Origin of the sequence: Vibrio hippocampi (assembly GCF_921292975.1) — a bacterium.
Lineage (GTDB): Bacteria > Pseudomonadota > Gammaproteobacteria > Enterobacterales > Vibrionaceae > Vibrio > Vibrio hippocampi.
In genome coordinates, this window is record NZ_CAKLCM010000002.1 from 1,779,004 (window position 1) to 1,800,107 (window position 21,104).

Genomic DNA, 21,104 nt, shown 5'->3' on the forward strand with positions numbered 1-21,104 from the left:
CCTCGCTCAAAACAAAAACCGAGTATCAACTGAACACTCGGTTTTTGTTTTTATCTTGCGAAAGACTAGGCATCTAGCAAAGAACTAAAGTTCGAGATCTCGATTGTCGATGCTCACGGGTGTCGATTGATTGATAAGCTGTACCAACATAATGGAGCGCATCTCACCATCCGCTTGCTGGAATATGGCTTCAACCCCAGCAAACTGCCCAGCCTTGATACGTACCACATCACCAGTTTCAGGAAGATCCACCTGTTTTTGTAACTCGAATTCGCTATCGAGTTGTTGTAAATCGTAGACCAGATCTGGGTTCACTTCGGTCGGCATCGCTCCCGTGCGCACAAAGTCCACAACGCCACGAGTCGATCGAACTGAGGTAAAACTAGGACCGGTTTGATAATCAAACTTAACAAATACATAATTAGGAAACAGTGGCTCTTTTATACTCTGTATTTTGCCACGCCTCACCTTTTCTACCATTACCTCGGGATAATAGCACTCCAACCCTTGGTTCGCTAAGTGCGATTTAGCCCGCTCTTGCTCGCCTCGTTTGCAATATAAAAGATACCAACTTTTCATTTTTATTAACTTCGTTCTACTGACGCAATCTCACCGATACTACCACCAAACACTTTTTACCTAAACTCCATTGTCTCACTCAGTATGAGAACTTGAAGCGATGGACAGTGTCAAACCACTCAAAATTGTAATCTAAGTTTGCAGCACGTTTTTCCTGCACTTCACCAATGTAACTTTATGTTTCAAAAGGACATAAAACAAATTAGCAACAGTTGAAACATATCTGCATCCTTGTACTCGCACTATCACAGGCGTATACCTGTGCCCAACTTTATAAAAATATATAGCACAATAATGAACACACAACACAATCTATTTGGGCACCCTCGCGGTCTGTTTCTTCTGTTTAGCACTGAGTTGTGGGAACGATTTTCCTACTACGCTATGCGCGCTATCCTCGTCCTTTTCCTTACCGATGCCACCATTAACGGTGGTATGGGTTGGACAACTAAAGACGCACTCGATCTCTACGGTATTTATACCGGTCTTGTTTACATTACCCCGCTCATTGGTGGTTGGTTAGCTGACAACTACGTCGGACAACGTAAATCTATTCTTATTGGTGGTGCTTTGATGGCGGCCGGTCAGTTTACCCTTGCCGTACCCGCAGCCTCCATGGGACTACCGGTTGAGCAAATGTTTTACCTAGGACTTGGTCTACTCATCGCTGGTAACGGTATGTTTAAGCCAAACATTTCTACGATGGTCGGTGACCTTTATCAAGAAGGCGATCATAGACGCGATGGCGCATTCACTATCTTCTATATGGGGATTAACCTTGGTGCTTTGCTAGCTGGGATCATCGCGGGTTCAGTCACAGACTCTTTCGGCTGGCGTGCTGGTTTTTTGATTGCGGGGATTGGTATGGTGATCAGCCTTATCATGCAAATCACTTTGGCGCGCTCATGGCTCGGTGATATTGGCACCGTTCCTGCTGCAGCAAGGGCAAAAGAGCTCAACCCTAATCAAGAGAAAACACCACTTACCACTCAAGAAAAAGATCGCCTAAAAGTGATTCTGATTATGGGTTTGTTTGTGATCGTTTTTTGGGCGGGTTTCGAGCAAGCGGGTGGTTTGATGAATATCTACACCCAGCAATATACTGACCGTATGATTGGCGACTTCGAAGTGCCAGCGGCTTGGTTCCAATCGCTAAACCCATTCTTCATTATCACTCTTGCTCCTGTTCTTGCGGCATTTTGGGTCAAGTTAGGTAACAAAGAGCCGAATTCGCCCATTAAGTTTGCGTTCGCTCTCTTATTCTTAGCTCTGGGTTTCTTGTGTATGGTGGGCGCGGTGTTAGAGCAAGGTGGCGACATGACGGTGAAAACCTCGATGCTATGGCTAGTGGGTGCTTTCTTCTTCCACACATTAGGCGAATTATGTTTGTCGCCTATCGGTCTATCCTTAGTAACCAAACTGGCACCACTTCGTCTTGCTTCTTTGATGATGGGCGCTTGGTTTGGCTTTAATGCGATTGCCAACTATGTCGCAGGTTTTATCGGTTCACACGTCGGTGAATATGGCGCAATGTCTATCTTTGGAGGTATTGCCATTACCGCGACCTTGAGTGCGCTTGTTCTTCTATTATGTTCTAACAAATTGGTTTCTTGGATGCACGGCGCTGAAAGCAAAATCGAGTTAGCAACCCATGATGACGAACAGCCTCAAGTACAAACCGTTTAATCTCCTATTGCCTCAGATGAATTCAACGTCACGTTAATCACTGCTTCAAATTAGTCACTGTCTCAAGTCAAAAATCGAACTTGACTTGAGACAGCCTATGCAATTGTAGGACTATATAACATTTACTCCCCTCACTTTATGTCCTGCGCAAATCCATTTTAATCACAATAAAAACGTCGATTTCCTAAACAACAGCCCCTTCCGCTCCATCATTCAACCATATATCAAGCACTTCACAGCAATAAGTCTGAAAAATCACGTCAATCGCAAGTAATCAAAGCCTCCATTTTGTCCAACAAGTAAATTACAAATTAGCTCAAACAATAAGCAAACATGTTTTATTGTATTATTTTATTTCAAATTAGAATATTACTGTGATGATGATCGCAGCGGAAATTTTTGAAAATCACTACTATTCACAAAAGACTCAAGAGCTTAGCGCTCTCTGATCATTAAATAAGAAATAGAGACTAAAAATGAACAAAATTTCCAAAGTTGCAGTGGCAACAGCAACACTGATTGCTGCGACGAGCGCGTCGGCCGTATCAATCGATTTCCGCCAAGAGTACAGAAACGAGCAAGACCAATATAACAGTCGTTTTAAAATGGCTGGCTCTGTTGATAACCACTACTTCGGTCTCGAAATTAAGCAGACTGGTAAACCATTTAGTGAAATTGAGTGGGCTGATAACGAATTTGAATACGGTTACAAATTCAAAGTAACCAAAAAATTCACGGTAACACCTTCTATGCCTATCACTTTTGGCGAGAAGAAAACAACGTATAAGCCACAGGTTCGTGTTCAATATAAGTTCAACAACCTGATCACAACGAAACTTCGCTACCGTCATGAGTTTGGCGTATGTGCTGAGTCTGTAGAAGAAAAGTGCTTTACTTACCGTGACGGAACTACTAAGGCAGATAACGCGAACAGAAGTAAACTGACCGCTAACATCTCTGGTAAGTGGAACTCATTCTTCTACGATGTAGAAGCCAACTACGCTGAAGACTTCTTCAACAGCGATTACAAAATGGGTACCAACGGTGAATACGATTGGGACTACAACTTTAAGCTAGGCTATAACTTTAAAGAGTGGAACCTATCGCCATACATGGAGTTGGGTAACATCGGTTGTTCATCAAGTTCATGTGGTGACGATCAAGGTGGTCGCCAACTACGTTCACGTGTTGGTATCAAGTACAGCTTTTAATCGCCGCTGATATGTTAAAAACCACCTTGAACAAGGTGGTTTTTTTATACCTGTATTTCACTGTCATCCAACTCCAATAGCCAACCCATTTAATATGTCCAACAAAAGCGATTTACCCTCATCAAATTCGCTAACTCTTTGTAGGAGTTATTGCCAAATCACCTCTGACTCTGCATCTTAGGGTCAGTTCGATATATACTTATCGTTAAACAATTGAACAGATGGAGTTATGTATGAAAAAATGGATCTCTGCCTTATTTGCCTGCTTGGTACTGGCTGCCTGTACCGAGGTCGGAAGTGAAGAGTGGTGTAATGACCTAAAAGAGAAACCCAAGGGAGATTGGACCGCCAACGAAGCTAAAGACTTTACTAAACACTGTATCTTCTAGCGTTAAGTAGTAACAAAACAGCAGCCCAAAAGCTGCTGTTTCTACCCAAATAGCCCTAACGCCTATAACCTAGTGCCTATAACCTAGCACCTAAAACCTAACGTCTAAGTTCAGCCCCTCGAACCAACTCCGCCATCATGTTGATATGCGCATCACTATCATTCAAACACGCAATAAATTGAAACGACTCCCCACCCGCTTCCAAAAAGGTCTCTTTGCCTTCCACCGCGATCTCTTCAAGGGTTTCTAAACAATCGACAGAGAATGCTGGTGTAATCACATCAAGCTTTTTCACCCCTTTTCCTGGCAGCGCCTCAAGGGTTTTGTCGGTATAAGGTTTTAACCACTCTTCTCGACCAAAGATCGATTGATAGCTCATACCAAACTGCGATTCATCAAGACCCAGCTCCTCACCCAGCAGTTTCGTGGTTTGCTGACAATGTTGAGGGTAAATGTCTCCATTATCCGCGTAGCGTTGCGGTATGCCGTGATAAGAACAGAGTAAATAGTCACCTTGACCATGTTCAGCCCAGTGTTGGCGCACTTTATCAGCCAATGCTTTGATGTACATCGCATGGTTGTGATAATCACGAATTAAGGTCAAATGAGGAAGAGTCGCTAACGGTTTGCATGCCTTAGCTAACGCATCAAACGCCGCCGCTGTTGTGGTGGCTGAATATTGAGGATATAGAGGAAGTACGACGACTTGCTCGACCCCTTGTTCTAATAAGCGATTTAAGCCGGTTGCAAGGGAAGGTTCACCATAGGTCATCGCCATCTCTACAGGCATATTGAGTTGCTGCCTCAACTTGGTAACCTGTCTTTGTGAGTAGACCATCAAAGGCGATCCCTCTTCCATCCAGACCGATTGATACAGCTTGGCAACCTTAGGGGAACGTATCGGTAGAATGACACCGTGTAAGATAGGGCACCATAACCAGCGAGTCATATCGACCACACGATGGTCATGAAGAAACTGTTGCAAAAACTGTTTGATTCCCTTTGCTGTAGGTTCACTGGGCGTACCAAGATTGACCAGCAACACCCCTTTTTTGACAGGCTCGTTCATAAAGTCCTTATTTTTTCGTAAAGCAGTCTTAAGGGTTCAATTATACCTAGAGTTAATCTAAATAGATCAAATTTTTACACTGACAACAGGGATTTAACACATAAAAAAACCGCCCACCAAATGGTGAGCGGTTCAGTATTGATTTTCGCAAAAGCTTATTTTGTAAAGCGCTTATATGATAAAGAGCTTATCAGTTATAACTAAGCTTATTACGCAAAGAACTTATTGCGTAGCAGCGAACCGTTAAGCCAGTGCTTTCTCGATATCGGCGCTAACTTCGTCAACTTGCTTAGTACCGTCAAATTTTAGGTACTTAGTGTTGCCAGCTTCTGCTTCGTTACCATAGTAAGAGATCAGCGGAGCCGTTTGGTCATGATAAACACCTAGACGCGCGCGAACGGTTTCTTCTTTGTCATCATCACGTACAACAAGATCTTCACCTGTCACGTCATCTTTACCTTCCACTTTTGGCGGGTTGTAAACCACGTGGTAAGTACGACCTGATGCAAGGTGAGCACGACGACCAGCCATGCGTTCAACGATCACGTCATCCGCAACATCAAATTCAATGACATAATCAACGTCAACACCCATCTCTTTTAGACCATCCGCTTGAGGAATAGTACGAGGGAAGCCATCAAGTAGGAAGCCTTTTTCGCAATCATCCTGAGCAATACGCTCTTTGATTAGACCTAAAATGATGTCATCTGAAACCAATTGGCCTGCATCAATAACCGCTTTCGCTTTTTTGCCAAGCTCAGTACCTGCTTTGATCGCGGCACGTAACATATCACCGGTAGAGATTTGTGGAACGCCGTATTTCTCCATGATGAATTGAGCTTGAGTGCCTTTACCTGCACCTGGAGCACCTAACAGAATGATGCGCATGATTGATCCTCTTATAAATCGAAAGTTTTCATACCGAAGCTTACTGTGAGCCTAATTTACGACGAGCATAATTACGCCACAAATGATGAACGATAAGTTTCGGTATAAACGTTTTAGCCGCTTTAGGGAGCGTCAAATTTGGTGCCGGAATTCTATCACAGAAAATTCATAAAAGGCGTATAATAAGACCAAAGAATGACTAATAAAGCAGCAATATTGCTTAAGTTTAATTTCTTTTTATCCATAAAATTAATAAACCCCGCAGTACGGGGCTCATTAATTGTTTTTATAGCGGTTGGAACCTTAGAAAAAACGGTTTAAGCCTTAGACAAAAGTTGGTTGATCGCCACCACAAATTGCGATGGATCGGTCATTGAACCGCGCTCTGCAAGCATGGCTTGACCCAATAACACTTCAACCCAACGACCAAATTGTTCTTCATCTGGCTCATCTGCCATACGCTTCACTAACGCATGCTCTGGGTTAATTTCGAAAATATATTTCACCTCAGGTACTTCTTGACCAGCAGCAGCAAGCAACTTAGCCATCTGTGTGCCCATCTCAAAGTCATCGGTCACCACCACCGCTGGCGTTGAGGCAAGTTTAAAGGTGGTACGAACTTCTTTTACGCGCTCACCTAGATAGCTCTTGGTACGCTCGACAACAGATTTAAACTCTTCTTCCGTCTCTTTCTGTTTCTCTTTCTCGGCTTCGTCTTCGAACTTGCTGAGATCAAGACCCGCTTTGGTGATCGACTGGAACTGTTTACCATCAAACTCGGTTAAGTAGTTCATTAACCATTCGTCGATACGGTCATACATCAGCACCACTTCAATGCCTTTCGCTTTAAATTGCTCAAGGTGTGGGCTGTTTTTCGCTGCCGCATAACTGTCTGCTGTCAGGTAATAAATCGTATCTTGCTCTTCTTTCATACGCTCAACGTAAGCAGCAAGAGAAATGGTTTGATCGGCACTATCCACATGAGTTGAAGCAAAGCGCAGTAGACCAGCGACTTTCTCTTTATTGCTCATGTCTTCTGCCGGTCCCTCTTTGAGGACCATACCAAACTCTTTCCAGAATGACTGGTATTTTTCTTCGTCATTCTTCGCTATGCGCTCAAGCATTGTCAGTACACGCTTAGTACATGCACTGCGTAATGATTGAGTCACTTTATTATCTTGCAAGATTTCACGAGAAACGTTGAGTGGGAGATCATTCGAATCAATTAAGCCACGAACAAAACGCAGATAAGACGGCATAAATTGCTCGGCATCATCCATAATAAACACACGTTGAACATAGAGTTTCAAACCACTCTTATGGTCGCGGTTCATCATATCCCATGGTGCTTTAGCTGGAATATAGAGCAGGCTAGTGTAATCGTTTTTACCTTCAACTCGGTTGTGGCTCCAAGTGAGAGGATCGGCAAAGTCATGGGAAACATGCTTATAGAACTCATTATATTCTTCTTCTGAGATATCAGATTTATTACGAGTCCATAACGCTTGCGCCTTATTGATCTGCTCCCACTTGCCCGTCTCGGTTTCATTGCCCTCTTCATCACGCTCTTTAGTCCAGATAGAAACTGGAATACCGATATGGTCAGAGTACTTACTGATCACTTCTTTTAAGCGCCACTCAGATAGAAACTCTTTACCCTCTTCGCGCATATGCAGCACGATATCCGTACCACGCGTCTCTTTGGTGATGTCTTCAATGCTGTACTCACCTTCGCCTTCGGAGTGCCATTGAACCGCTTGATCTGACGCCAGACCTGCCGCGCGAGTGCGTACTGTTACCGCATCAGCCACAATAAAGGCAGAGTAGAAACCCACACCAAATTGACCGATAAGCTGGGAATCTTTGCCCTGTTCGTCCGTCAATTTTGAGAAAAATTCTTTGGTACCAGACTTAGCAATGGTGCCTAAATGCTCAATCACATCATCGCGAGTCATACCGACACCGTTATCCGAAACGGTCAGCGTATTGTTCTCTACGTCGAACGAAAGTTTGACGCCAAGATCTGCATCACCTTGGTAAAGTTCAGCGTTAGATAGTGCTTGGAAACGCAGTTTATCTGCGGCGTCAGACGCATTCGAAATCAACTCTCGTAGAAAAATTTCTTTGTTTGAATACAGAGAGTGAATCATTAGATGAAGTAGCTGTTTCACTTCAGATTGAAAGCCACGAGTTTCTTTGTTTTTAGTCTCAGTAGTGCTCATGTGAACTCCATGTTTGCCAGTCATGCCAAGTCTCAGCAACACCGAGCTTGGCAAAGCGATATTATGTCGAATTAAGAAATGAGGCTGTCGATTGTAAATTCAAGGTCAAAAAACATAAAAATACTGTTTTTTTTATTAATTTTGATTATCCTAGCGACCAAAATAAAAAAAATAACTAAAATCCCTTGTATCTAAAGTCCTCTCAGGATGAGACCTATTAATGTGCAGGAACTAACATTAGCTTGACGATATGGGTGTATATTCTCGCTCCAGCATTCTGAAATTAAAGAGTGGTAGAGACACGAGCTTAGGCTATAAACACCAATAAAGAAGAGTTTAATGAACACTATCCGCAACCAATTTATCCTTGGTCAGAAGTTTCTATTTGATTCTGATAACAATCTGCTCACAGACCAAACCTCCCAAGCCTCAGATCCCGTCCGTCTTGGTAGCAATGAAAGTCGTATTCTAAAGCTGCTCGTTGAGCGACCAAATCAAATCGTCACTCGTAATGAATTGCATGAGTATGTCTGGCGTGACCAAGGCTTTGAAGTTGATGATTCAAGCTTGACTCAAGCGATCTCAACGTTACGAAAAATGCTGCAAGATCCGACTAAATCGCCACAGTTTGTTCGAACAGTTCCCAAGCGTGGATATCAGCTGATTTCTTCGGTTGAAAACGTTGAAAACGTCGACATCCTGCCATCTGAAGATGTCACCGATGAACCGAAAAAACCAACACCTCAACCTAATATAGAGCCTGAGGTCATCGTTGAAGAACCCGTATCGGAAGTCATTCAACCCTCAACTTCGAATGATGAGATAAAGAAACCTAAAACCTCATCCAATACTTGGTTGATTGTTGCTGTCGCGATCATTTTACCTCTCTTCGCCTACTTCTCTACTCCCAAAGAAGAAGCATTCAAGCACATCAGCACCCTAGATAATGTCGAAATTTTAACGCCAGCTAATCATACCGACATTACCCCTTGGTTATCGAAAGTTGACCAGTGCGTAACGAACTATATTGATGCTCATCAGAGCGAAGCAAAACCAGTAAAAGCGATTGTCACGGGTGAAAGTACCGGGCAAATTTCTATTAACTTCATCCACAACATTGCACATTCAAGCGAAAACAGCACCATCCGTATTTTCGGTGCTCAGCAAGATTTAGCCATTAAGTGCGAATAAGGGGAATGACTATGAAAATGAAACACGCATTAGCTTTACTGACCTTTTCTGCATTCATGAGTGGCTGGTTGTATTGGAATAGTACCAGTGAGTTGGAACAGGTTCTGACTTCAAAAGAGTGGCAATCTAACTTGGTGGGCGTTGTCGCTGAAAATGAACATAGTGATAGCAATATCGGTCCACTCAGTCGTTTAGAGCTATTCTCAAACGTGCGCTATCTTCCTAATGGCGATTACATTCGTGAATCAACGCTTCGACTATTCGGTCAAGAGGCTGACAAGCAGACCGTTTACAAGGTATCGGAAAAAGGGGAGTGGCAAATGAGCGATAACTATCTACTGCTTTCTCCTAGAGAATTTCAAGATGCCGCTTCAGCTCAATCCAATGAATTTACACCAAGCCAGTTGACTTTGATCAAACAGTTTTTACGCTTAGAAGCGCAACAAAGCCGACGCGTTGATGTGGTCGATGAGAAAACGCTATTGTTGACCAGCTTGAACCAAGGCTCGTCAGTACTGTTTTCTAACTAGGCATGGGCTAACGACAGACTGAGTTCATAAAACAAAATTTAGATACTATTAAGGAAGCCATATTGGCTTCCTTTTTTATCGCTATTTTTTATCGTTATCGCGTTTCTATGACTATTCAGCTTTAAAAAAATCGCTATTTTTCAAGCCATTTTTACGACCATCGAAGCACAATGCGGATCAAAGTAGGTGACGGATTGAAATTACCTATTTTCTACCATATCTCCTACTATCTACCATATCTCCTACTAATAGGGAGATAGCGGATTAGTGTTCGCGAGTTGCGCGGAACGCCACTTCTGGGAAACGTTCTTTCGCTAGGTTTAGATTAACCATCGTTGGGGCAACATAACTGAGGTTATCACCACCATCAAGCGCTAGGTTTTGCTGATTCTTGCGCTTGAATTCTTCCAGTATCTTCTCATCTTCGCACTCAACCCAACGCGCTGTGGCAACGTTAATGCTTTCATAGATAGCTTCAACGTTGTACTCAGACTTAAGACGTGCCACGACCACATCAAACTGAAGCACACCGACCGCACCAACGATTAGGTCGTTATTTTGTAGTGGACGGAAAACCTGTACGGCACCCTCTTCTGAAAGCTGGACTAAGCCCTTAAGCAACTGCTTCTGTTTCAGTGGATCTCTTAGACGAATACGGCGGAATAATTCAGGTGCGAAGTTAGGAATCCCCGAAAACTTCAACGCTTCACCTTGAGTGAAGGTGTCACCAATCTGGATTGTTCCGTGGTTATGCAGACCAATGATGTCACCCGCATACGCATTCTCTGCGCGTGAACGGTCACCCGCCATAAAGGTGACGGCATCGGATACGTTAATTTGCTTGCCGATACGCACATGATTCATCTTCATGCCTTGATTGTATGTACCAGACACAATACGCATAAAGGCAATACGGTCACGGTGCTTTGGATCCATGTTTGCTTGGATCTTAAACACAAACCCAGAGAACTTCTCTTCCTCTGCGTCAACTTGCCGCTCGTTTGCTTGACGCGGCATCGGTGCTGGAGCCCAATCCGTTAATCCCGTCAGCATATGGTCAACACCAAAGTTACCCAGTGCGGTACCAAAGAATACCGGTGTTAATTCACCCTTGAGGAAAAGCTCGCGATCAAATTCGTGAGAGGCACCCAATACAAGCTCTAGCTCTTCACGTAATTGCTCAGCTAGATCGTCACCGATCGCTTGATCGAGTTCTGGGTTATCCAAGCCTTTGATGATCACTTCGTCTTGGATAGTATGACCTTGACCAGTTGAATAAAGGATCGTTTCATCACGGTGAATATGGTAAACACCCTTAAACTCTTTACCACAACCAATCGGCCAAGATACTGGTGCGCAAGCGATATTAAGCTCGCTTTCTACCTCATCAAGCAACTCCATTGGATCACGAATGTCACGGTCTAGTTTGTTCATGAAAGTGACAATTGGCGTATCACGCAGGCGGGTCACTTCCATTAATTTACGTGTACGGTCTTCAACACCTTTCGCGGCATCGATCACCATCAAACAAGAGTCAACCGCTGTTAGAGTACGGTAAGTATCTTCAGAGAAATCCTCGTGTCCCGGAGTATCAAGTAAGTTAACAAGACATTCATTGAACGGGAATTGCATCACGGAGGTTGTCACCGAGATACCACGCTCTTTTTCCATCTCCATCCAGTCCGACTTAGCGTGCTGAGCGCTACCGCGACCTTTTACTGTACCGGCAGATTGTATTGCGCGTCCGAATAACAGTACTTTTTCAGTGATGGTGGTCTTACCCGCATCCGGGTGCGAGATGATGGCAAAAGTTCTACGTTTAGAAACTTGTTGCTGAAATTGAGGATTTGACATGAATCTCGATCTTCTTGGTTTGCTGAGTCGCAAGTCGATGGTTTCACAACCACTTGCTGCTCAAAGGCGTCGAAAAAATAATGGGCGCTATTTTCACCGATCTAGCGCAGTTTCTCAATGACTTCTTTGTTCGCCATGAAATGATGGATAGGGATTGAAAGTAGCGAGGTTAAGCAAACAGAAAGTAGTAGCTCATAATAATGGCGTCTTCTCTACCCTGTTCGCTGGGGTAATAATCACGTCGTCGATCGACCTCATTAAACCCTTCACTCAAATAAAGCATCACCGCAGCGGAGTTACTTTCCCGCACTTCTAGCCAAGCACTCTCGGTGCCACGCTTCTCACATTCAGCAATAAAGTAGCCGACTAATTGACGCCCCAAGCCTTTGCCTTGGTGTTGAGGATGGATGGCAATATTAAGGAGTGAAACTTCACCAACAATATCCTGCGCATAGAAGTAGCCGACCACCTCATCACCCAGCAACATGGCACAGTTAAATGCGCCACGCCCCTCAAGTTCATTGATCATTGAGACGTTCCAAGGGTGTGAATGAGCGTGCTGTTCGATAGCCCAAACTGATTCAAGGTGTTCTGTATTTAGAGGCAGAAAAACGAGGTTATCCATAGGCGCGAATTTGATTCCAAAGTTGACGCTTTTCACCATCAGACTGCTGTACTGATGATAATAGAGGTGAGGTTAAAGTTTGCAGTTTACCTTGAGTGCTGGGTAAACCTTGCATGCTAGGTTTACCTTGAATAGCAAGTCGTTCCTGAAACTCGGTAAGATGAGAATCTGCATGGCTATCACCAGCAAACCACAACCAAACTAAATTCTCACTCGCTTGCACAAATTGAAGGTGCTCCGGAAGGATATGTCGTGTGTCTGCCAATGTCAGCTTCATCGCTTTAAGGATTTTCTGATAAAACTCTGCTAGTTCACCTGTCGGGCACGAAGAAGAAACAAACAGCAACTGGCAATCATCGGGTATGGTAATTTTTGGCTGATGTTGACAGCGAATGCGTTCAGGATGAGAGACTTCCCAGCCTTGTATCCCCATTAATTGCAGTTTTGTATTATCAAGTTCCATAAGGTCTTTTCGGGCGGAAGGTTATCGAGGCAGAAAGTTATCGAGGCGGAGTGTAGCAAAGCGGGCTTGAATAACCAAGTTTGAGGAGCAACTCGCTACGCTCACCCACCAACAACAAATTATAGCTGATTAAACTCAGCACTGTACTCGATCAAACCAGACTGCTGTTCTAGCAACACTTGTAATGGCGCTTCCACTAAAGAACGCACCTGAAATGCCCCTTGTGGTACTTCCCCTTCCCATTGACAGGTCAAATCGTAGTCACTGGCTGATTCAAATTGAAATTTTTGATAGTAGCTCGGATCGCCAAGCACAACACAGGCTGGGTAGCCAAGCTCGGGTAAAATCTCAAAGGCTTCTTTCACTAACGCTTTAGCGATGCCCTTACCTTGGTGCGCTTTTGCTACAGCAAGAGGGGCTAAACCTTGCCATAACATATCTTGACCATTCAACGTGACTGGTGAAAACAGCACATGTCCTAGCACCTCACCTTCATCACTACAAGCCACAAGCGACAACGTCAACTGACTGTTTTCTCTTAATGATTTGACCAAATTCGCTTCTGCATCGGTATCAAACACCGATTTCAAAAGTTGGTCGATGACTAAAATGTCAGCGGGCGCTTCAGTTCTAATAAGCATTTGAGGTTCCTTTGCTTAGGTTCGGAGAGGGTTGTAAACCTTGATGAACAAATTCAGCCAGACGCATTAACGCGTTAAACATTGGCTTGGGTAGCGCGTCCAAGTCTACACTATCCATTAAGTTTTTCACCTCAAGACCCAGCTCTGTATCGCCCTCAATACTTAACCTTCTTTGGAAAAACAGAGTATCAGGGTCTTCTTTTCGACCCGCGATCAACACTAAATCATTAAGGTCGCCACTAAAGCTAACATCTTGTTGTTTTGGTGTATCGGCGACAATAAGTTGTTCATCGTCATAAGAGATAAACCAGCTCAAGTTCAGATCACGAATATGAATTTTTAACCACTTTTCCTGCAAAAATTCAAAGTCACCGTCTTCTAGTGCTTCTTTAAAAACCGCTTTCATTCCCTCTAATAGAATCATGTTCTGCAATTTATTTGGCAAAAAGTGGACTGGAGATCGCAAAATTTGGGCTGCATTATTAACTAGTTGACTTCTAATCTTGTCTAACACGCGGTTTTTCCGTTAATTTGTAGATTGTTCAGACCATAATACGGTATTCGTCTGAAAAAAATCCTGTTATGCGTCAAAAATTTTTAGCTTAATATCCCGCCCCTTTCTTCTAAAGCTGATCACGGTTATAGTGGAGGGGTTCTGTAATATAAGCACTCCAGAGAACCGGTAGTACATTGATGTCATCCACACTGTTAAAGGAATACTTTGCTAAATTAACATCCAATAGCCCTTTCTTCTTCGCTATTCTGGATGACAAGCATCAGTATCATATGGTCAACGATCGCTACTGCGATGTTGCCGGCTTGACCCACAACGATCTCGTGGGCATGAATGACATGCAAGTTTTGGGGGAACGTTTTTATACCCAGCTTAAGTCCTACTACGATCGAGCCTTTACCGGTGAATCCATTGAAGCCGAAATCGCGCTCGATGAAGCGGACGTTGAATCCAGCCTTCATTTCAGCGTTTCGCCGATTGAATTCAATGGTGTGATTGAATTTATTGTTTTCCATGCCATCGACAGCTCAGAAAAACAGATCTTAACTCGCTCTCTAGAGGAAACAGAAAGCAAGTTCATCAAACTCTCTAAATTAATTCCTGATGGCTTTGTTGTGGTCGAAGATGATTGCATCTTGTCTGCAAACCCTGCCGCTGCTCGTCTGTTTGGCTATGCCGATTACACCAGTTTACTCGGTGAGCCCTTAAGCCAACTGTTAGTTGATCCTAAAACCAATCGCAGCGCAAAACTATCCTTCGACGATGGGCAATCTCAACAACCTTTGTACTTTAATACCAGCGATTACTGTGGCGCAAACCGTCGTTTGTCTCTGCATATCGACCACGCGAACATGCTTGGTCAAAGTGCGTATCTTATCTTAATTCAAGATCTGGATGATAAGCCTAAGCCAGTTTCGCAGAGCGGCAATGAAGACATCAATATCGACACATTGACCAAACTCTATAACCGTTTGGGCTTTACCCGTTGTCTCGATGGCTTTATCCAGAAAAAAGTGCCGCTGGTTATGCTCTATCTTGACATCGATAACTTTAAAAACATCAATGACTCACTGGGACACCATATTGGTGACCGCGTGATTCAAGAAGTCTCTTCAAGATTAAAGCGTCATCTTCCTCAAGAGGCTGTATTGGCTCATTTAGGAGGAGACGAATTCGGTATTATCCTTCCTGAACCAGAGACGGCCAGTGCCGCAGAAACGCTGGCTGATAAAATCATCAGCTTGATTAACCAACCGTTTGACCTGCACCACTTTAGCAAACGACTTGCCTGCTCTATCGGTAGTGTTAACTACCCGCAAGATGGTAATGATCCACGAATCTTACTGCAAAATGCCGATACCGCTATGTATGAGGCAAAAGCACGCGGTCGCAACCGACTGATTAAGTTTAATGACCAGATGAATAAAGAAGCCCGTATGAGGCTTTGGATGGAAATTGAATTACAAAAAGCGTTACAGCAGAACGGTCTTGAGGTTTGGTATCAACCAAAAGTGAATGCTCGTGACTTTAGCATTAATGGTGCAGAGGCACTGGTTCGCTGGAAACATCCTGTTGAAGGCTATATCAGTCCGGGCTCTTTTATCCCGGTAGCTGAGCAAGCGGGCTTAATTGAAACCTTAGGTCGTGTAGTCATGCGTGAAGTTTTCAATACCGTTAAGCGTTGGAAATTACAAGGCATATTACCTGGACGGGTTGCCATTAACCTATCACCAGAACAATTTGGTAACCCTAAGCTCATCGATTACATGGAGAAGCTGCTAAAGAGTACTGGGCTGGATCCGAGTTGTATTACCTTCGAGCTGACTGAAAGTGCAGTAATGAGTAACAGTGAGCACACTTTGCAAATGCTGGATGCGATCAAAAAACTGGGGTTCGCCCTGTCAATCGATGACTTTGGTACTGGCTACTCTTCCTTGTCCTATCTTGCGCACTTCCCTATCGATGAGCTCAAGATTGACCGTGCCTTTATTATGGACATCGACACTCTGCCCAAACAGTTAACGGTGATAGAGAACATCATTAATCTTGGTAAATCACTCAACTTAACCGTGGTAGCCGAAGGGGTAGAGACTCGCCATCAAGCGACGTTACTGTCGAATTTAAACTGTAACTCAATTCAAGGGTTTCATTTCCATCGCCCACAGCCTAGGCATGAAGTTGAGGCTTTATTCGCTCAAAGTCGTCGCCATCGAAATTAGCCCCAAATACCCAAGTGAATACTTGGGTATTAATCTTCACTTATTCCCCTAAATATGCCCCACATCAAATAGGCGCTTAACGTTTCTTTTTAAAATGCCTGCTACTAAAAATATCATTGTATTAAGAATATGGAACTCTTGTGCCCAGCAGGCAACTTACCTGCATTAAAGACTGCCATAGACTGCGGAGCAGATGCAGTCTACATCGGCTTTAAAGACGACACTAACGCTCGCCACTTTGCTGGTCTTAACTTTACAGGAAAAAAGTTAGATAAAGCGGTGCAGTACGTGCACGATCGCAACAAAAAAATCCACATTGCATTAAATACCTTTGCTCATCCCAATGGCTTTGAACGTTGGACCAATGCGGTTGACCAAGCGGCGTCCTTGGGCGTCGATGCACTGATTGTTGCCGATGTCGCTATCCTTGATTATGCTGCGCGTAAATACCCACATTTAGAGCTGCACCTTTCAGTACAAGCTTCCGCAACCAATGTTTCGGCTATCGACTTTTATCAGCAAAACTTCAATGTCAAACGCGTGGTATTGCCAAGGGTTTTATCCATTCATCAGGTCAAGCAGCTCTCACGTAACATGACGTCGAACGTCGAGTTAGAGGTGTTCGCTTTCGGTAGCTTATGCATCATGTCCGAAGGACGATGCTATCTATCTTCTTACCTGACGGGTGAGTCGCCAAATACTGTCGGTGCCTGTTCACCGGCTAAATATGTACGCTGGCAGGAAACCGAACAAGGATTGGAATCACGCCTCAACGATATTCTTATTGATCGTTATTCCACAGGGGAGAATGCGGGTTATCCCACGCTATGTAAGGGTCGCTTTGAAGCAGAAATTGATGGCAGTCGTAAACGCTACCATGCGCTTGAAGAGCCCACCAGCTTAAATACCCTTTCTATGCTTCCTGAGTTATTTGCCGCTAACGTTGCTTCGGTCAAAATTGAAGGTCGACAACGCAGCCCAGCTTACGTTGAGCAAGTCACGCGTACATGGCGTGAAGCCATCGACAGTTACCAACGTGACCCGCAACAATATCAGGTGAAAGCTCACTGGGATCAAGCGTTAGCGAATGTCTCAGAAGGGACACAGACCACCCTTGGCGCTTATCACAGAAAATGGCAATAGAGAGTCCAGTTATGAAGTATGCATTAGGCCCAATCCTCTATTTTTGGCCAAAACAGAATGTGGAAGATTTTTATCAGCAAGCCAAATCTAGCTCCGCTGATATTATCTATCTAGGTGAGACGGTTTGCTCCAAACGTCGTGAAATGAAAGCAGGTCATTGGTTAGAGATAGCCAAAGAACTCAGTGCCGCAGGCAAGGAAGTGGTTATTTCAACCATGGCCCTGCTCGAAGCACCCAGCGAGGTCAATGTCATGAAAAAGTACATTGATAACGGTGATTTTTCGATTGAAGCCAATGACGTATCCGCTATTCAGTTAGCGCATGAAAAGAAAGTGCCTTTCATTGTTGGTCCTGCGGTAAACGCTTATAACGCCCATACGCTTAAACTTTTCACTCAACAAGGGATGATTCGCTGGTGCATGCCAGTTGAACTGTCACGAGAATGGTTGGTTGATGCGTTATCTCAAGCAGAGTCTCTTGGTATTCGCGATAAGTTTGAAGTCGAGGTCTTTAGTCACGGTTATCTTCCTCTTGCTTATTCCGCCCGCTGCTTTACTGCTCGTGCCGAAAATAAAGCCAAAGATGACTGCGAAACCTGCTGTATTCGCTACCCAACCGGGTTGCAGGTCGAAAGCCAAGAGGGTCAGTCGGTGTTTAATCTCAACGGCATTCAGACTCAATCCGGCTATCAATACAACTTAGTCAATGATCTAAAATCCATGCAAGGGCTCGTCGATGTTGTTCGCCTTAGCCCGCTGGGTTTAGAAACCTTCACTCAAGTGGATCGCTTTAGAGCCAACGAAGATGGCTCTAAACCCGAACAAGCCTTACCTCATCAATGCAACGGCTATTGGCATCAAATCGCAGGTTTAGAGGTCAAGCAAGTCTAAGAATGAATGGCAGTAATAAAAATGGGTCAGTTAAGACCCATTTTTTACATCGCTGGCTTTGGGTGACTCGGTAATAAGCGTTTTAAATCACGAATTATCATCATTGCCACCACAACCCCGAGAACAATATTAGAGATTGGATACGCAATCCACACTCCGGTGACTCCCCACAATTTCGGTAATACATAAAGAAATGGCAGTTGAATGGCAATATTGCCTACCGTCACAAACAGCGCTTTCTTAGTGTAACCTATCGCTTGATAGTAAGCCGCGATGACAACGATCATCCCATCCAAAAATAGCGCGAATAGATGTAATCGAATACCTAGCACGGTATTGTCGATAAGCGACGTATCTGTCGAATTAAAAATAGACACCGTATGGTAAGGAAAGAGGTTAAGTAACACCAAAAATAACACACCAATACCCACGGCGCTGACGATGGTAATATTAAACAAATGCTTGATATTTTGCTGTTTTCTCGCCCCATAGTTAAAACTGACAAGCGGCTGCATCGCGTTGGCTAACCCTTCCGCTATCAAATAGTAGAAAGCGACGATATAACCTAAAATGGCATAGGAACCTATCAGCACCATATCTCCATAAGTCGCGAACAGAGCGTTATGAACAGCCACCATAATCGAACCATAGGCGTACATAAAGAAACTGGCTAAACCAATCGCCATGATCCTAGGTAACACAGTCAATCGAAAACGAAAATCACTCACTGATAGGCGCATCTTCGCGTATCTTGAGAAGAAGTAGCCAATGCCCAACACCGTCACCACGCCCTGTGCAATCAGGGTCGCTAACGCAGCTCCGGCTAATTGCCAATCAAACACGGCAATAAACAGGTAATCCAAAACAATATTGACCACCGCCCCCAATACCATTAATGCAGTAGCAATATTGGGGCTATCGTCGTTGCGAATTAGAAAAGGCGTCGCAATGGATCCGAGGGTAAAAACCGCACCAAAAATCAAAACGTCTAAGTACTGCATACCCATTGCATAGATCTCACCGTCCACCCCTTGCCAAGCAAGGAACTGGTGAGAAAACTGCCATAGAAGTATCGCCACTATCGGCGCACAAAGCGCCAATGTCATCATACCTGTCGCCAAGATTTGCTTGGCGGCATCACGATCTTCTTCACCAAGACGAATCGAGGCAAGCGCACCAGTACCGACACCGATCATCATACCTAAGCCAAGAATAGAACCAATCACCGGCCAAGCCACATTAATACCCGCTAGCCCGCTCGCCCCCATAAACTGACCAATAAAAATGCCATCGACGACTTGGTATAAGCCATTGACCAGCATCGCGGCAACCGTCGGTATGGCATAGCGCCAAAACTGTTTTTGAATTGATAGATTGTTCATAACACCATCTTAAATTTACCACAACGCACCATTTAGTTAACAAAGCTAACTAAATGGTCAAATTGATTAGCCTAATGCTTTTTCGAGTAACTGCTGCAGTTGTGCATATTCATCACTATCAAGCGAATGACTCAGGCGCTTTGCCAGCAAGCCATAAATTTCAGTCTCACTGCTCAGTGACGTCAATGCCTTATCGGTTAATATCACGCGCTTAGATCGTGCATCCTCTACGCAAGGAATACGGGCAACTAAACCTTTTCTTTCCAGACGCTGCACCATTGTCGTGGCTGAGGGCTTGGAAACATTGAGCTGTGCAGCAAGATCCGTCAACCTTATTGGCTCTCCCCACGATTGAACCGCTTTCAAGTAATCATATTCATTGAAATTCAAATGAGCCAAGGGATCTTCTTTGGCATGGGTTCGCCATATTTTTGAGGCTAACCGCTCTAACTTCTCTAGGTTTGCTTCTATCGACATGACTTTCTCATTTAGTTAGTAAGGTTAACTAATTTACCAATATCAGTGTGTAGTTTCAATAGAATTTATTGTCTCAATGGTATATCCAAGTCACCTCAAGATGCGAGGTTGAGTGAGATTTGCTTGGTTTGTAGACAAGGCAACGACAACAAAAAAAGCACCCGTTTGTTAAACATGGTGCTTTCTATGAAGGAACAATCTCGTTGGTTGTGTTTACTGCTCTACTTGTGACTCATTCATCGCTTGTACTGCGTTAATGATTCTGTTGGTCTCGATATGAGCGTATCTATTTTCAATGAAATCATAAACACCTTGAGCGAGAGAGAGTTTATAGAGTGAAAATGCACCAATATAGTCTCCAGCTATTTGCTGACGCTTTGCCAGATAGAAATAGATCTCGGTCAATCGCTCTGCCAATACCGTATTGGAGCTATCAGGAATGGTATTGATCGCATACTGGAAAGCGTGTTCCTCAGGGATATCGTTAAGCATCAGTGCAACTAATACCCAAGCCCAATCGTCATTGTTAACATTACGGGCTTGATAGCGTAGTTGTAGATTATTAAACGCTTTTTCTGGTGATTGCTGCTGTTCAATGATGTATAGCCACAGCACCCGGTAAGGATCACTGGGATCTTGTTGGTAAAAGGTCTGCATACCTTCGAGCGCAAGAGGAATACGGTTGCCGTAATAAAGGGCTATCGCACGATTTCGTATCGCGGCTGTTACTTTAGGGTCAAGCTCTAGTGTTGATTCAAAGGCTTCATAGGCAGAGTCAAAATCACCAATCTGGGTATAAAACAACCCTAGAGAATTAAACACCGCTGGTTGTGCGGGATTCAATTGCAACGAATAGTTGAAGTCTAATTGGGCAAGGTTTCTCAATCCAAGGTAATCATAATAACTCCCTCTCTCGAAATACATTTTGGCTCTTAGATCATCATCAAGATCACTGCGCGATAATAATTGCGATAGGCGCGCTATTTGAATCTCGTATTGAACATTAGCTCTCTCTGGCTTTGCCATCGGAGGGTTTAGCCATTGTTCATTAGAAGAGGTTTGATTTGAAACACACCCTCCCAGCAATAACAACGAACAACATAAACTGGCTATTTGAAACAACTTCACTAT

Annotated in this window: 20 protein-coding genes; 8 read left to right on the top strand and 12 right to left on the bottom strand. The window is 43.9% G+C overall.

Annotation, left to right across the window (positions count from 1 at the left end; genetic code table 11):
• Positions 1–84 precede the first annotated feature (84 nt).
• The gene (gene rfaH, locus L9Q39_RS10390; protein ID WP_237484997.1) at positions 85–579 is read right to left on the bottom strand and encodes a transcription/translation regulatory transformer protein RfaH; all 495 of its coding nucleotides are present in this window, start codon (positions 577–579) and stop codon (positions 85–87) included.
• A 294-nt stretch (positions 580–873) separates the two neighbouring features.
• Here rfaH and L9Q39_RS10395 point away from each other — a divergent pair, with 294 nt between their 5' ends.
• The 3 genes from L9Q39_RS10395 to L9Q39_RS10405 all read left to right on the top strand — a co-directional run bounded on the left by L9Q39_RS10395 (position 874) and on the right by L9Q39_RS10405 (position 3,865).
• A complete protein-coding gene (locus L9Q39_RS10395; protein WP_237484998.1) occupies positions 874–2,265 on the top strand; it encodes a peptide MFS transporter in 1,392 nt (463 codons plus the stop codon).
• 476 nt (positions 2,266–2,741) lie between these two features.
• Positions 2,742–3,476, top strand: a complete 735-nt coding sequence (locus tag L9Q39_RS10400) for an oligogalacturonate-specific porin KdgM family protein (protein WP_237484999.1) — start codon at positions 2,742–2,744, stop codon at positions 3,474–3,476.
• A 233-nt stretch (positions 3,477–3,709) separates the two neighbouring features.
• Positions 3,710–3,865, top strand: coding sequence for a DUF3012 domain-containing protein (locus L9Q39_RS10405; RefSeq protein WP_237485000.1), 156 nt, complete (start codon positions 3,710–3,712; stop codon positions 3,863–3,865).
• Between the two features lie 97 nt (positions 3,866–3,962).
• On the opposite strand, the gene hemH is transcribed toward L9Q39_RS10405, so the two are convergent.
• The 3 genes from hemH to htpG form a co-directional block, all read right to left on the bottom strand.
• Complete coding sequence (gene hemH / locus L9Q39_RS10410) at positions 3,963–4,934, bottom strand: ferrochelatase (protein ID WP_237485001.1); 972 nt, start codon at positions 4,932–4,934, stop codon at positions 3,963–3,965.
• A gap of 243 nt (positions 4,935–5,177) precedes the next feature.
• Positions 5,178–5,822: an adenylate kinase gene (gene adk / locus L9Q39_RS10415; RefSeq protein ID WP_237485002.1), complete on the bottom strand. Its 645-nt coding sequence runs from the start codon at positions 5,820–5,822 to the stop codon at positions 5,178–5,180.
• Between the two features lie 317 nt (positions 5,823–6,139).
• The gene (gene htpG, locus L9Q39_RS10420) at positions 6,140–8,044 is read right to left on the bottom strand and encodes a molecular chaperone HtpG (RefSeq protein WP_237485003.1); all 1,905 of its coding nucleotides are present in this window, start codon (positions 8,042–8,044) and stop codon (positions 6,140–6,142) included.
• Between the two features lie 339 nt (positions 8,045–8,383).
• Between htpG and L9Q39_RS10425 the strand changes: the two genes are divergently transcribed.
• Together L9Q39_RS10425 and L9Q39_RS10430 are read left to right on the top strand one after the other, a co-directional pair.
• Positions 8,384–9,235, top strand: coding sequence for a winged helix-turn-helix domain-containing protein (locus L9Q39_RS10425; protein ID WP_237485004.1), 852 nt, complete (start codon positions 8,384–8,386; stop codon positions 9,233–9,235).
• A gap of 11 nt (positions 9,236–9,246) precedes the next feature.
• Entirely contained in the window at positions 9,247–9,765 is a 519-nt protein-coding gene (locus tag L9Q39_RS10430) for a regulatory protein ToxS (RefSeq protein WP_237485005.1), read from the top strand.
• Positions 9,766–10,029: 264 nt separating this feature from the next.
• On the opposite strand, the gene prfC is transcribed toward L9Q39_RS10430, so the two are convergent.
• The 5 genes from prfC to ubiT all read right to left on the bottom strand — a co-directional run bounded on the left by prfC (position 10,030) and on the right by ubiT (position 13,862).
• On the bottom strand, positions 10,030–11,619 hold the full coding sequence (prfC, locus tag L9Q39_RS10435) for a peptide chain release factor 3 (RefSeq protein WP_237485006.1): 1,590 nt from the start codon (positions 11,617–11,619) through the stop codon (positions 10,030–10,032).
• A 169-nt stretch (positions 11,620–11,788) separates the two neighbouring features.
• Complete coding sequence (gene rimI, locus L9Q39_RS10440; RefSeq protein ID WP_237485007.1) at positions 11,789–12,244, bottom strand: ribosomal protein S18-alanine N-acetyltransferase; 456 nt, start codon at positions 12,242–12,244, stop codon at positions 11,789–11,791.
• Complete coding sequence (locus L9Q39_RS10445; RefSeq protein ID WP_237485008.1) at positions 12,237–12,707, bottom strand: DNA polymerase III subunit psi; 471 nt, start codon at positions 12,705–12,707, stop codon at positions 12,237–12,239. The genes rimI and L9Q39_RS10445 overlap by 8 nt, the downstream gene beginning before the upstream one ends.
• A 119-nt stretch (positions 12,708–12,826) precedes the next feature.
• On the bottom strand, positions 12,827–13,348 hold the full coding sequence (locus L9Q39_RS10450) for a GNAT family N-acetyltransferase (RefSeq protein ID WP_237485009.1): 522 nt from the start codon (positions 13,346–13,348) through the stop codon (positions 12,827–12,829).
• The gene (ubiT, locus tag L9Q39_RS10455) at positions 13,338–13,862 is read right to left on the bottom strand and encodes a ubiquinone anaerobic biosynthesis accessory factor UbiT (RefSeq protein WP_237485010.1); all 525 of its coding nucleotides are present in this window, start codon (positions 13,860–13,862) and stop codon (positions 13,338–13,340) included. Before ubiT ends, L9Q39_RS10450 begins: the two co-directional genes overlap by 11 nt.
• Positions 13,863–14,041: 179 nt before the next feature.
• Here ubiT and L9Q39_RS10460 point away from each other — a divergent pair, with 179 nt between their 5' ends.
• The 3 genes from L9Q39_RS10460 to L9Q39_RS10470 all read left to right on the top strand — a co-directional run bounded on the left by L9Q39_RS10460 (position 14,042) and on the right by L9Q39_RS10470 (position 18,114).
• Positions 14,042–16,081, top strand: coding sequence for a bifunctional diguanylate cyclase/phosphodiesterase (locus tag L9Q39_RS10460; protein WP_237485011.1), 2,040 nt, complete (start codon positions 14,042–14,044; stop codon positions 16,079–16,081).
• Positions 16,082–16,210: 129 nt separating this feature from the next.
• Positions 16,211–17,224: a ubiquinone anaerobic biosynthesis protein UbiU gene (gene ubiU / locus L9Q39_RS10465; RefSeq protein ID WP_237485012.1), complete on the top strand. Its 1,014-nt coding sequence runs from the start codon at positions 16,211–16,213 to the stop codon at positions 17,222–17,224.
• An 11-nt stretch (positions 17,225–17,235) separates the two neighbouring features.
• The gene (locus L9Q39_RS10470; RefSeq protein WP_237485013.1) at positions 17,236–18,114 is read left to right on the top strand and encodes a U32 family peptidase; all 879 of its coding nucleotides are present in this window, start codon (positions 17,236–17,238) and stop codon (positions 18,112–18,114) included.
• A 44-nt stretch (positions 18,115–18,158) separates the two neighbouring features.
• Here L9Q39_RS10470 and L9Q39_RS10475 read toward each other — a convergent pair whose 3' ends face one another.
• From L9Q39_RS10475 to nlpI, 3 genes are all read right to left on the bottom strand, one after another.
• Entirely contained in the window at positions 18,159–19,496 is a 1,338-nt protein-coding gene (locus L9Q39_RS10475; protein WP_237485014.1) for an MATE family efflux transporter, read from the bottom strand.
• A 66-nt stretch (positions 19,497–19,562) separates the two neighbouring features.
• Positions 19,563–19,973, bottom strand: a complete 411-nt coding sequence (locus L9Q39_RS10480) for a MarR family winged helix-turn-helix transcriptional regulator (RefSeq protein WP_237485015.1) — start codon at positions 19,971–19,973, stop codon at positions 19,563–19,565.
• A gap of 213 nt (positions 19,974–20,186) precedes the next feature.
• Entirely contained in the window at positions 20,187–21,101 is a 915-nt protein-coding gene (gene nlpI / locus L9Q39_RS10485) for a lipoprotein NlpI (RefSeq protein ID WP_237485016.1), read from the bottom strand.
• Positions 21,102–21,104: the final 3 nt, after the last annotated feature.